Origin of the sequence: Erwinia sp. MMLR14_017, from assembly GCF_033657285.1 — a bacterium.
In the GTDB taxonomy this organism is placed as follows: Bacteria; Pseudomonadota; Gammaproteobacteria; order Enterobacterales; family Enterobacteriaceae; genus Erwinia.
This window is the reverse complement of record NZ_JAWVWP010000007.1, coordinates 220,086-232,378: the sequence shown is the minus strand read 5'-3', so window position 1 is coordinate 232,378 and position 12,293 is coordinate 220,086. Positions and strand designations below refer to the sequence as shown.

Annotated in this window: 10 protein-coding genes; 3 read left to right on the top strand and 7 right to left on the bottom strand. The window is 56.5% G+C overall.

Going from position 1 to position 12,293, the window contains the following annotated elements; all coding sequences use genetic code 11:
• Positions 1–128: 128 nt before the first annotated feature.
• The 3 genes from yeiB to SD961_RS13830 form a co-directional block, all read right to left on the bottom strand.
• Entirely contained in the window at positions 129–1,295 is a 1,167-nt protein-coding gene (yeiB, locus tag SD961_RS13840; RefSeq protein ID WP_318790922.1) for a DUF418 domain-containing protein YeiB, read from the bottom strand.
• A gap of 22 nt (positions 1,296–1,317) precedes the next feature.
• A complete protein-coding gene (folE, locus tag SD961_RS13835; RefSeq protein WP_318790921.1) occupies positions 1,318–1,983 on the bottom strand; it encodes a GTP cyclohydrolase I FolE in 666 nt (221 codons plus the stop codon).
• 125 nt (positions 1,984–2,108) lie between these two features.
• Complete coding sequence (locus SD961_RS13830) at positions 2,109–3,245, bottom strand: YbfB/YjiJ family MFS transporter (protein ID WP_318790920.1); 1,137 nt, start codon at positions 3,243–3,245, stop codon at positions 2,109–2,111.
• Positions 3,246–3,374: 129 nt separating this feature from the next.
• On the opposite strand from SD961_RS13830, the gene ptrR reads away from it, so the two are divergent.
• The 3 genes from ptrR to fghA all read left to right on the top strand — a co-directional run bounded on the left by ptrR (position 3,375) and on the right by fghA (position 6,433).
• The gene (gene ptrR, locus SD961_RS13825; RefSeq protein WP_318790919.1) at positions 3,375–4,250 is read left to right on the top strand and encodes a putrescine utilization regulator PtrR; all 876 of its coding nucleotides are present in this window, start codon (positions 3,375–3,377) and stop codon (positions 4,248–4,250) included.
• A gap of 202 nt (positions 4,251–4,452) precedes the next feature.
• Positions 4,453–5,577, top strand: a complete 1,125-nt coding sequence (locus tag SD961_RS13820; RefSeq protein WP_318790918.1) for an S-(hydroxymethyl)glutathione dehydrogenase/class III alcohol dehydrogenase — start codon at positions 4,453–4,455, stop codon at positions 5,575–5,577.
• Between the two features lie 13 nt (positions 5,578–5,590).
• Positions 5,591–6,433 carry an S-formylglutathione hydrolase gene (gene fghA, locus SD961_RS13815; protein WP_318790917.1) on the top strand — a complete coding sequence of 281 codons (843 nt, stop codon included), beginning with the start codon at positions 5,591–5,593 and terminating at the stop codon, positions 6,431–6,433.
• 111 nt (positions 6,434–6,544) lie between these two features.
• On the opposite strand, the gene cirA is transcribed toward fghA, so the two are convergent.
• The 4 genes from cirA to SD961_RS13795 all read right to left on the bottom strand — a co-directional run bounded on the left by cirA (position 6,545) and on the right by SD961_RS13795 (position 12,283).
• On the bottom strand, positions 6,545–8,512 hold the full coding sequence (cirA, locus tag SD961_RS13810) for a catecholate siderophore receptor CirA (RefSeq protein WP_318790916.1): 1,968 nt from the start codon (positions 8,510–8,512) through the stop codon (positions 6,545–6,547).
• 167 nt (positions 8,513–8,679) lie between these two features.
• Complete coding sequence (locus tag SD961_RS13805; protein ID WP_318790915.1) at positions 8,680–9,468, bottom strand: ABC transporter ATP-binding protein; 789 nt, start codon at positions 9,466–9,468, stop codon at positions 8,680–8,682.
• Positions 9,465–10,547, bottom strand: a complete 1,083-nt coding sequence (locus tag SD961_RS13800; protein WP_318790914.1) for an iron ABC transporter permease — start codon at positions 10,545–10,547, stop codon at positions 9,465–9,467. Before SD961_RS13800 ends, SD961_RS13805 begins: the two co-directional genes overlap by 4 nt.
• 269 nt (positions 10,548–10,816) lie before the next feature.
• The gene (locus SD961_RS13795; protein ID WP_318790913.1) at positions 10,817–12,283 is read right to left on the bottom strand and encodes an amino acid permease; all 1,467 of its coding nucleotides are present in this window, start codon (positions 12,281–12,283) and stop codon (positions 10,817–10,819) included.
• Positions 12,284–12,293 lie beyond the last annotated feature (10 nt).

Genomic DNA, 12,293 nt, shown 5'->3' with positions numbered 1-12,293 from the left:
AATTTGCATAGCCCTTCCTGAGACACTGTTCTGGGGGCTATTCTGGCAGGGGTAGACCCTGGGCTACGTGAATCTCGTCACACGGATGAAAACGGTTACATACAATTCTGCAACCTTTGTGAGCTGCGTCATTTTCCGGCAGGTGTTTTTTGCAGCGGCTTGCCGCCAGTGAGCTGGGTCAGCTTGCGCCAGAGCGCTTCCAGCGGGCCATGGCGAAAATGGTGCAGCCACAGCACGGATATCAGCATATTGACTGCCCAGACGGCAGGAACCACCGCGAGCAGTTGCAGACGGTCCAGCTTGTTAAACAGGCCAAAGCGGTCAAACAGCGTCGTGCAGATTAGCGTCTGTAGCAGATAGTTACTTAATGCCATGCGTCCGACGCAGCTGATAACCTGAACGATGCGCAGCCGGGAGAGCGTCGGCCAGTAGCCGTAGCAGAGTGCAGCATAGCCGACAGCCTGTAGCGGTGCCGCCAGTTCGCGCGGTACCTGCAGGAAGAAGGCAGCCCAGCGAAACGCCCAGCCGGTTTGCCATTGCAGATAAATAGCGGGTAACTGAATAAGCCAGGCAAGGGAGATCAGGATCAGCGCCATATGGCGATAGTGACTCAGACTGCGCTCGCCCCGCAGCCAGCCGTTGCGCATTAATGCCCCGCCCACCATCATTAAACCTGCCAGCTGCCAGCCATACTGCGCCGCCAGCGCCATCAGTGCAGAAGAGAAGCGATCCAGCCTTCCCTGTATCGCCTGCCAGCCACCCTGCGTGTGCCAGAAGGTTTCGTACTGAACGTTGGCAATACCGGGAAGCCAGGAGCTGTTCGGTTCAGGACTGGTGCCCATTCCAAGGATAATCAGCACCGCCGTCCCGACGACGTAGAGCATCACGCCGGTATTCAGCAGTTGCCGGGAGGTGGGCACATCGCGGATCATCCGCCATACCACCAGCCCCACCAGACCGTAATCCAGCAGAATATCGCCATCCCAGAACAGGAGGTTGTGCAGCAGACCGATAAGCATCAGCCAGCAAAGACGGGACTGAAGCCAGCGTTTGCCGCGCGGCAGCAATAACTGCAGGCTGGCGCCAAACAACAACGCAAAGAGGCTGAGGAATTTGACCTGCGCAAACAGATCCATCGCCGCCCAGGTCAGAACCTCGCCTGTTGCCGGGAGGTTCCCCTGCCAGGCAGGATTAAGATAGGCAGCAGAAGGCAGCCCGAAGGCCACGATATTGAGTAACAGGATCCCCAGAATGGCCAGGCCGCGAATAAAATCCAGCGTGTGAATGCGTGGCATCTGGCGTTCCTGTAAGCAGTAACTAGCTGTGACGCACCGCGCGTAAAAATTCCTGGCGGGTGTTCTGGCTGGACTTGAACAAACCGCCCAGCGAGGTGGTGGTGGTCGCGCTGGTGGCATCACGGATGCCACGGGCCTTCACGCAGTAGTGCACAGCATCAATAGAGACCGCCACGTTGGTGGTGCCAAGCAGCGTTTGCAGCGCCACCAGGATCTGCTGGGTCAGACGTTCCTGAACCTGCGGACGCGAGGAGAAGAACTGCACAATGCGGTTGATTTTAGAGAGGCCAATCACCGTGTCTTTTGGAATGTAGGCTACGGTTGCCTTACCATCAATGATCACAAAATGGTGTTCACAGGTGCTGGTCAGCGTGATATCGCGCACGGTAACCATCTCATCGACCTTCATTTTGTTCTGAATAACGGTGATTTTCGGGAAGTTAGCATAATCCAGGCCCGAAAAAACTTCATTCACATACATCTTGGCGATGCGGTGCGGTGTCTCTGCCAGACTGTCATCTTCCAGGTCGAGATTCAGCAACTGCATGATTTCGGTCATATGGCCGGCAATCAGGCGCTTACGGGTTTCGTCATCCATTTCACGCGCAGGTGGGCGTAACGGGGTTTCCAGTCCACGGGCTAACAGCGCCTGGTGAACGAGTGCGGCTTCCTGACTTAACGCAGCCATGGTGATTCTTCTCCAGCAGGTGAAACTCCGGCCCTCAACAGGGCCGGCATAAATTCTGAGGCGGTATTTTGGTACACATTGCGACGTTAATCCAGTGAATCAACTTAAACCGCAGTGAAACAGTTTCATTCAGCCGCCGGATCGCGCCGCCAGACCAGCGCCCCGGCGATCACCAGCCCCGCTCCGGCTACATAGAGCGCAGGCTCCAGCTGGTGCGTCAGCGCGGTGGAGATCGCCGACAAAAGCGGCCCGACCAGTTGCCCTACTGCATAAACAGTAGTGAGCAGGCCCGCCAGATAGCGCGTATGTCGCGGCGCCATCTCACGGCCATATTGCAGGGAGAGCTGCACCACACAGAGGAACCCGCCGCCAATCAGCGCCGCGCCAATCGCTAAACCGCTGATGCCAGGCAGAATATCGGCACAAAATACGCCAGCGGCCTGCGCCCATAAAGCTATCGCCAGCCGTGTATTCGCATGGCCATACCGGCGGGTAAGAATGCCCAACCCAATTCCCACTACGGCGGTACCGCCAAAGATCGGCCAGACGTACTGCGCAATATGGCTGTCGGGAAAGCGGGAGGTCGCCATTTGCGACAGAAAAGTGGCGGGAAGGATATAGCCGAATCCGGCCAGCGCATAGCTCCAGACCAGCTTCTTCAATCCGGCCGTCAGCACCAGCGGCTCGGGAGCCGTTTCCGGCCGATGCAGCTCACCCTTACGCGGAAGGTTGCGGGCAACCAGCCCCACCAGGATCAGCGCCAGCACGCCATAAGCAAACCAGGCCCAGGAGGCGGTCACGTTATGCGAATGCAGCGCTACTGCCAGCATGCCGCTAAGAAAAATTCCGGTACCTGGCCCGGCAAACACCGCCGCGCTCAGACCGGGGCGTCCCAGCCTGTGCAGCTGTTCATTGCTCCAGGCGGCAATCAATACCATTGCCCAGCCGCTGGCCCAGCCAATAAAGAAGCGAATAATGCCGTGCAGCCATGGCCCGGTAACGCAGGCAGAAAGCAGGGTCAGGATCACCGCTCCCCAGACGCCCACTTTCAGGCGCAGCTCCACCTGTTGCGTGGCCCGCATCGCATTCCATGAGCCGCAGAGATAGCCCAGGTAGTTGAACGCAGCGACCACCGCCGCACTGGTCAACGAAAGCTGATGTTCGCCAATCATTAAAGGCACCTGGGGCGTAAAGGCGAATCGCCCGATCCCCATCGCCACTACCAGTGACAAAAACGCGCTCATTGCTACGCGAAAAGCCATGACCACTCCTTACCCTTTATTGGTTGAAAACGGCATCATTGCCGACAATCGGTTGCCAGTATCCTGCCTGATGGTTACACTCACGGAAAGTGAATAATTATCAGCAAGTTGTTTACGTAATGAGAAATCATGGATCTGACCCAGCTTAAAATGTTCTGTTCAGTAGCCGAAACGGGTTCGCTGGCCCGCGCCGCTGAGCTGTTGCACCGCGTGCCCTCCAATCTGACTACCCGCCTGCGTCAGCTTGAACAGGAGTTGGGTACCGATCTCTTTATCCGTGAGAAGCAACGGCTGCGCCTTTCGCCCATGGGCCATAACTTTCTCAGTTATGCCCAGCGCATTCTTTCGCTGAGTGAAGAAGCGAAGAGTATGACGCAGAGCGGCGAACCCGGCGGGCCTTTTGCACTGGGTTCGATGGAGAGTACCGCTGCCACCCGGCTGCCCTCTTTGCTGGCAGCCTATCACCAGCGCTACTCCCCGGTAACGCTTTCGCTGATTACCGGCACCTCTGGCGAGATAATTGCGCGCGTACGTGAAGGGACGCTGGCGGCAGCTCTTGCTGATGGCCCAATCCGCGTGGATGAACTTAACAGCTGTCTGGCATTTCGTGAACAGATGGTGTTGATCTCAAGCATCACCCATCCGCCGATCGCCCGCCCGGCGGACGCCGCTGGCGATACGCTGTTTGCCTTTCGTCCCAGCTGTTCTTATCGCCTGCGGTTTGAAAACTGGTTCCGCAGCGCGGGCGTGCAGCCGGGCACCTTTATGGAGATACAGTCCTATCATGCGATGCTGGCCTGTGTGGCCAGCGGGGCCGGACTGGCTTTGCTGCCGGAGTCCGTACTTGATCAGATGCCAGCCAAAGATCGCATTCAGCGCCATCCCCTTCCTGACGAGGTGCGCGAGGCTTCCACCTGGCTGGTCTGGCGTCGTGATGCCTTCACCCCCAATGTGGAAGCCCTGAAGTACCTGATGATTGAACAATCGGACGCTACGGCCTCCTGATAGCCCTTAACCGGATAAATATTCGTCCATACTGATTAACCGTACTGTATTTAAAATTACCGGGTGTTACTGCCGCACTCAGACTGAACCCGACCAGCGTGCACTTAGCGCAGCGTAACAGAATACGCGAGGCTGGCGGGCGCTGCCCGGTTCAGCAAGGCAAGCAGAGTAGCCGGAACACCATTAAATGGAGAACTGATTCATGCAAATGATTAAAACTCGCGCGGCGGTTGCCTGGGCTGCGGGTGAACCGCTTTCCATCGAAGAGGTGGATTTAATGCCGCCGCAGAAAGGTGAAGTACTGGTACGCATTGTCGCCACGGGCGTTTGCCATACCGATGCTTATACCCTTTCTGGTAAAGATCCCGAAGGCGTGTTCCCGGCCATTCTGGGACATGAAGGGGGCGGCGTGGTGGAAGCCATTGGCGAAGGCGTGACCAGCGTGGCCGTGGGCGACCACGTTATTCCGCTCTACACGCCGGAATGCGGGAAGTGTAAATTCTGCCTTTCGGGTAAAACCAATCTCTGCCAGGCGATCCGCACCACGCAGGGCCAGGGATTGATGCCGGACGGCACTACGCGCTTCTTTAAGGATGGCAAACCCATTTTCCATTATATGGGGACTTCCACCTTCTCTGAGTACACCGTTATCCCGGAAATCTCGCTGGCGAAAATCAGTAAAGAAGCGCCGCTGGAAGAGGTTTGCCTGCTGGGCTGCGGCGTCACCACTGGCATGGGCGCGGTAATGAACACCGCAAAGGTAAAGGAAGGCGATACCGTGGCCATTTTCGGCCTGGGAGGCATTGGCCTGTCGGCGATTATTGGGGCCAAAATGGCCAAAGCGGGTCGCATCATCGGCATCGACCTCAATACCAGCAAGTTTGATCTGGCGAGCAAACTGGGTGCCACCGACCTGATTAACCCGAAAGATTACGATAAGCCGATTCAGGAAGTGATAGTCGAAATGACCGATGGCGGTGTCGACTTCTCCTTTGAGTGCATCGGTAACGTCAACGTCATGCGTTCCGCTCTGGAATGCTGCCACAAAGGCTGGGGCGAGTCGGTGATTATTGGCGTCGCCGGTGCCGGTGAAGAGATCTCCACCCGTCCGTTCCAGCTGGTGACCGGTCGTGTCTGGCGCGGTTCCGCTTTCGGCGGCGTAAAAGGCCGCTCGCAGCTGCCAGGTATTGTTCAGCAATATCTTGACGGCGAATTCCAGCTTAACGACTTTATTACCCATAACCTGTCACTGGATGAGATCAACGATGCCTTTGAGCTGATGCACGAAGGCAAGTCGATCCGTTCCGTTATACATTTCAAAAAATAGATCGGGAGGATCGATGCCATCTACTCTGGAGCTACTTGAAGAACACCGACTGTTTGGCGGCTGGCAGCAGCGCTATCGCCATCCGTCAACCGCACTGAACTGCCCGATGACCTTCAGCATTTTCCTGCCGGGGCCAAAGAGCGATGCGCCACCACCGGTGCTGTTTTTCCTGGCCGGGCTGACCTGCACAGACGAAAATTTCTCTGCCAAGTCAGGCGCTCAGCGGCTGGCCGCAGAGCTGGGGATTGTGCTGGTGATGCCGGATACCAGCCCGCGCGGCGAGAATGTGGCGAATGATGAAGGCTACGATTTGGGCCAGGGGGCGGGCTTTTACCTGAACGCCACGCAGGCACCCTGGAGCGACCATTATCGCATGTATGATTATCTGAATGAGGAGCTGCCAGCGCTGATCGCCAGTAACTTCAACGTCAGCGATCGTCAGGCCATCATGGGACATTCAATGGGCGGCCACGGCGCCATTATGCTGGCACTGCGCAACCCGGAGAAGTTCACCTCCGCTTCTGCCTTTGCGCCGATTGTTAACCCGGCGGAAGTGCCGTGGGGGCAAAAAGCCTTCAGCAGCTATCTGGGCGAAGAGCGGCAGGCGTGGCGTGAGTATGACAGCTGCTGGCTGATGCAGCAGGCCACCACCGCGCTGCCGATGCTGATCGATCAGGGCGACAGCGATCAGTTCCTCGCCGATCAGCTGCATCCGGAAAGGCTGGAAAAGATCGCTCAGGAGAAAGGCTTCCCGCTGACCGTGCGCATACAGCCAGGTTACGACCACAGCTATTTCTTTATCGCCAGCTTTGTGGAAGATCACCTGCGCTTCCATGCGCAGCACCTTCTGGCATAAAGTAAAAGCTTCTGCCACCCGTTCGGGTTCAGAACCAGGAGTTTATGCGCCGATCGGCAGCAAAAAAGCCGGGCAATGCCCGGCTTGTTGTTGCTGAAGAGGCTTAGCTGATCAGAACGTATAGTCCACCGCCGCGAAATAGCGACGACCCTCTTCGTTATAGCTGTAGCTGTCGCGGCTGAGATCTTTGTCTGCCAGATTCAGCACCCCTGCCCGCAGCTTTACAGCTTTGGTGGCTTGCCACGATGCGCCACTATTCCACAGCAGATAACCGCCAGGGGTGACGCCATCGTCATTCAGCGTCCGCCGCTGGCCCGAGTAGTTAGCCTGCAGATAGAACGCCCAGTCCTGCAACGGCGTCCAGTCCAGCGTGCCGTTTGCGGTGTGTAACGGCAGCTCCTGAAGCGGCTTATTGCCGCCATCGCTTAAATCACGCCCGTCGGTATAGGTGTAGTTCAGCGTCAGCTTCCAGGCCTCGTTAAACGGGATCTTCACTTCCGTTTCCAGTCCGGTGATCCGTGCCTTGTTGACGTTGTAGTAACGGAAAACAGGTTTGCCATTCTTATCAAAGCCGACAAAATTGCTGTAGCCCGGTGCTAGGGAGGCTGAAGAGGTACGTGAGATGCTGATCATATCCTCTACGTTGTTCTGGAAAGCGGTAACGCTACCGGTCACGCCATCCAGCCAGCCTTCATCACCGGCGTAATAAATGCCCAGCTCAAAACTTTCGCTGGTTTCCGGCTTCAGCTCCGGGCTGCCGACAACGGCACAGCTGCCCCGACAGGAGTTGGTTTGCCAGTCCGGGCTAAGCTGTAACAGCGAAGGCGCCTTGAAGGCGTTGGCCCAGCCCCCTTTTACCGTAACGGTATCGGTGGCGCTGTAAACCAGATAAGCACGCGGGCTCCAGTGGTCGCCATAGGTCTGGTGATCGTCCATACGTACGCCGGTAGTCAGCGCCAGCGAGTCAAAAATTCGCCATTCATCTTCCACAAACAGCGCGTACTGGCTGGCGGAAGTCGCGCCGCTGCCCGTGAGGTTGACCGGATCTTCCAGCTTGTCGTGCCGCACTTCACCGCCAAAGGTCAGCAGTTGACTGATATCGGCCAGCGGCAGGATCAGCTTGCCATCCAGCGAGTTGTTTTTAGCAATGATGTTCTGCCCGCTGGTGTAGTTGTCTACCCGATCGCCGTAAAAACGCAGTTCGGTGTTGCCCCACTCCCAGCGACCATTGTGACCAACGGAGTAGTTCTGGCGTTCAAGGCGGTTTTTATCCAGCGAGTCAGAATCGCGATCCTGACGATCGAAGCCGTAGCCGAACGTCATATCCTGATCTCTGGTTGGCGTAAGCGAGAACTCCACATTACCGTCGCGGGTGGTGTAGCCTTCAATGCGCGGGCTAAGGCCGCTGTCTGAGGTGGCAGATGCCTGCTGGCTGTCTTTTTCACGCTTGCCCAGGCTGCCATACACTTTTACCCCGAGCAGATCGTCGATTAACGGCCCGCTGGTAAAGAAATTACCGTTATAGCTGTCGCCGCGATCGCGATGTTCCTGAACCGTGGTATCTGCACTCAACGTCCCGTGCCAGGCTTTACCGACTTTACGGGTGATGATATTGACCACGCCGCCAAGCGCATCAGAACCATAAAGCGAGGACATCGGCCCACGGACGACCTCGATGCGCTCTATGGCATCCGCCGGGATCCAGTTGAGATCGAAGTCATTGTGGCGGAATACGGCGTTTCGTGAGTTTACGCGCTTGCCGTCAATCAGGATCAGCGTATAGCTGCTGTCCAGACCGCGCAGGCTGATGCCTTTACGGTTATCCCCTTCATTGGTCAACTGCACGCCAGGCACATCGCGCAGCACATCTTTGAGGTTCTGAACCGGTTTTCGTTTGATATCTTCGGCGGTGATCACGCTGATACTGGCAGGCGCGTCTTTAAGGTTAACTTCTGTGGCCGAAGCGGTCACCACCATCGTGTCATCTTTATCTTCTGACTCAACGGCGGAAACCGGAAAGGTAAAGGCGAGCGCGGACGCGCACAGCCCGCAGCGAATAAAGGGATTCAACCTGAACATGCTTTTCTCCATGAGGCGCATATAGAATAAGTGTTATCAATACCTTTTGCTCACACCTAATCAGCAGAGTTCACTCTGCTGTAAATTCCCGGTATCTTCCGGTTTTCTATTAACGTTATTATCCGGGCGACTTAATGCCGCCCTTTATTGTTTGCCTTGCCGGACTATTAAAATGTGGGTTCGGTCACCAGGCCATCGATCAGCACCTGCGGCGTACCCTGCGTGCAGCGCTCTATACGGCCCTTCACGCCATAAACTCGCGCCAGGCTTGCCGGAGTGATCACCTCTTCCGGTAAGCCATCGGCAATTAATTCACCGTTCTGCAACATTAATATATGCTCGCCATGGCGCAGCGCGATATTAATATCGTGCACCACCACCACCGTAATAATATTGCGTTTTCGCGTTTCTCTGCGCACCAGATCCATTACGTGGAACTGGTAATTTAAATCCAGCGCGCTGAGGGGTTCATCCAGTAATAACAGTTCAGGCCGGCGAATTAATGATTGCGCCAGACCCACCAGCTGTTTCTGACCACCGGAAAGCTGATCGAGATAGCTTAAAGCCAGATGCGAAATACCAAGCTGTTCGAGTACTGCCATCACTTCCGCTTCGCTGGCTGCGCTGCTGCGTCCACCAGAAGCGCGCTGGGCGACGATGATCGACTCCAGCACGTGCAGATGGACGCCCGCAGGCAGCGACTGCGGCAGATAAACCACTTTTTCTGCCCGCCGCGCGAAAGGTTGCGACATCAGCTCGGTGCCGTTCAGCCAGACCTCGCCCTCGGCACGATTCAGTCCAGCCAGCGAGCGCAACAGCGTGGATTTACCGCAGCCGTTTGGCCCCAGCAGCACGGTGATCTTACCTCGGGGCAGCAGCGGCACGTTGAGATCGCTGATAATTTTACGTTTAGGATAACCGGCGTGGAAACCGCTGATACGTAAGCCTTCCATCACACACTCCCCCGGTGGCGCAGAATAATACTCAGGAAGAACGGCACGCCCACCAGTGAGGTAACGATGCCAACGGGAATAATCACCCCAGGGATCAGGTTTTTCGACACTACGGAAGCCATCGACAGCACCAGCGCCCCGGTAAGCGCGCTGGCTGGCAGGTAGAAACGGTGATCCTCACCAAAAATCATTCGGGCGATATGGGGTGCCACCAGGCCAATAAAGCCAATCGGGCCGACAAACGCCACCGCCAGCGCTGAAAGGATACTGATGCGCAGCAGCGTGCCGAGGCGAAGACGGCGCACATCAATGCCGAAACTCACAGCCCGATCTTCACCAAGGCGCAGCGCTGTGAGTTTCCAGGAACTCATCATCGAGAACGGCACAAGAATGACCAGAGCAAGCGTCAGTACGCCCAGCTTCTCCCAGGAGGCTCGCGCCAGGCTGCCCATGGTCCAGAACACCAGCCCCTGAAGCGTATCTTCGCTGGCGATAAACTGCATCATCGAGACCAGCGCGTTAAAGGTGAAGACTAGCGCAATGCCGAACAGCACCACGCCAGAGGTAGCCACCCGAGTCCAGCGCGTGACGCCATCCAGCATCAGGGCAGCAAACAGGGCAAAAACAAAGGCGTTAGCGGAGATAAACCACTGGTCAGGGATGCCCGGAAGACCAATACCCAACACGATAGCCAGCGCAGCGCCAAAGGCAGCGGCAGAAGAGACGCCCAGCGTAAACGGACTGGCGAGCGGATTATTGAGGATGGTTTGCATTTCAGCACCGGCCAGGCCAAGCGCCAGGCCGACCACCACCGCCATCAGCGCATACGGCAGCCGGATCTCCCAGACAATGACCCGCGTGCCCGCTTCCACTGACTGGGGGGAAAGCAGCGTGTGCCACAGCGCTTGCAGCGATAAGCCGGAGGGGCCGAGGGTGAAATCCAGCACCAGCGAAGCGAGGATAGCCAGCACCAGCAGGCTCATCATCAGCAGACGGTGACGTAACATATGATGGTAACGGCCCATCACGCCTTCAGCGGGCTGCCTGTCGGCGTACTGTACGGGGTCGTGGGTTACACTCATTCTCAATACCTGTAATGACTCGGATCCAGCCGCGATGATAAAGAGAAAGTTGTAACACTTACCCCCTTAAGGGTAACGATTCTCCTTTCAGCGCGCTCTTTATTCCCTGTACGACGCGCGAGATCAGAAAGAGCCGGGGCGGGACAGAGAGGAAAAGTGACGGCGGTAACAATAAAGCAAATGATAATAGTTATCAATAATATTTGTAACATCAGCTTACAGACGAAAAAAAGGCGCGGGATCCGCGCCTTAATACTCTGCCCTGAAGGCTACTTTTCAAATTTCGGGAATTCCATCTCGCTGTATTTCACAAAGCGGGACTTTTTTGTCAGCTTATAGCCGAACCAGATAATCAGGAACAGCGGAATGCCGATATAGGTGGCGGCCACGCCGTACCAGTCAATGGTATCCGACAGGAAAGCCTGATAATTCTGCCCTAACGTAATGATCAGGCAGAGAACAAAGGCAAAGATCGGCCCCAGCGGGAAGAAGCCGGAACGGTATGGCAGGTCGGCCAGATCCAGCCCCTGAGCTATGTACCCTCTGCGGAAACGATAATGGCTGATGGCGATACCCAGCCAGGCGATAAACCCGGTCATGCCTGAGGTATTCAGCAGCCATAAATAGACGGTCTGGTTGCCAAACATCGAGGTCAGGAAGCAAAGCCCTGCAACCACCGTAGTGGCATAAAGCGCGTTGCGTGGGACACCGCCCCTGGACAGTTTGCCAAAGATGCGTGGCGCTTTTCCTTCACGAGCCAGGGTAAACAGCATTCGCGTTGAGGCATACATACCCGAGTTGCCCGCAGATAATACTGCCGTCAGGATCACCGCATTCATCACAGCCGCCGCCGAGAGCAGGCCAGCATGTTTAAACACCAGCGTGAACGGGCTGACGCTGATATCAGTAACATCGTTACGCAGCAGGCTCGGATCGGTATAAGGGATGATCAGGCTGATCACCAGGATCGCCAGCACATAGAACAGCAGGATACGCCAGAACACCTGACGAACCGCGCGGGGAATGTTCTTTGCCGGGTCCTCAGATTCACCCGCCGCAATACCTATCAGCTCCGTTCCCTGGAAGGAGAAGCCAACAATCATCGCCACGCCAATCATCGCCGAGAAACCACCCGAGAACGGCGCATCGGCAATCTGCCAGTTCTGCCAGCCCGCGGCTTCCCCACCCCGCAGGATGCCGGTAATCATCAGCACGCCTACCGCAATAAAGATGATCACCGTGACTACTTTGATCAGCGAGAACCAGTATTCCGCTTCGCCAAATCCCTTAACGGAGATGTAGTTCAGCAGGAAGATAATGCAGAGGAACAGCGCGCTCCAGATCCAGCCTGGCGTGTCCGGGAACCAGTAGGTCATCACCAGTTGTGAAGCCACCAGATCGACAGCGATGGTGACGGCCCAGTTGTACCAGTAGTTCCAGCCCAGCGCGAAGCCGAAGCCCTCTTCCACATAGTTGGCGCCGTAAGTGGAAAACGATCCCGAGACCGGCATAAACGCCGCCAGCTCACCGAGGCTGGTCATCAGAAAATAAACCATCAGGCCGATCAGGGCATAAGAGAGCAGCGCGCCACCCGGCCCTGCCTGAGAAATAGTGGCCCCAGAGGCCACGAATAAGCCGGTTCCAATGGAACCACCAATGGCGATCATCGTCAGGTGACGCGCCTTTAACTCACGCCGCAGCGCAGGTTGTTGTGTTGTTTTTGTGTCCTGAACCATCTTGAAATGC

Excerpts from the sequence above, each read along its gene's own strand:
- SD961_RS13830 (WP_318790920.1), bottom strand. The coding sequence starts at position 3,245 with ATGGCTTTTCGCGTAGCAATGAGCGCGTTTTTGTCACTGGTAGTGGCG.
- cirA (WP_318790916.1), bottom strand. The coding sequence starts at position 8,512 with ATGTTCAGGTTGAATCCCTTTATTCGCTGCGGGCTGTGCGCGTCCGCG.
- SD961_RS13795 (WP_318790913.1), bottom strand. The coding sequence starts at position 12,283 with ATGGTTCAGGACACAAAAACAACACAACAACCTGCGCTGCGGCGTGAG.
- ptrR (WP_318790919.1), top strand. The coding sequence starts at position 3,375 with ATGGATCTGACCCAGCTTAAAATGTTCTGTTCAGTAGCCGAAACGGGT.
- folE (WP_318790921.1), bottom strand. The coding sequence starts at position 1,983 with ATGGCTGCGTTAAGTCAGGAAGCCGCACTCGTTCACCAGGCGCTGTTA.
- SD961_RS13800 (WP_318790914.1), bottom strand. The coding sequence starts at position 10,547 with ATGAGTGTAACCCACGACCCCGTACAGTACGCCGACAGGCAGCCCGCT.
- SD961_RS13820 (WP_318790918.1), top strand. The coding sequence starts at position 4,453 with ATGCAAATGATTAAAACTCGCGCGGCGGTTGCCTGGGCTGCGGGTGAA.
- fghA (WP_318790917.1), top strand. The coding sequence starts at position 5,591 with ATGCCATCTACTCTGGAGCTACTTGAAGAACACCGACTGTTTGGCGGC.
- yeiB (WP_318790922.1), bottom strand. The coding sequence starts at position 1,295 with ATGCCACGCATTCACACGCTGGATTTTATTCGCGGCCTGGCCATTCTG.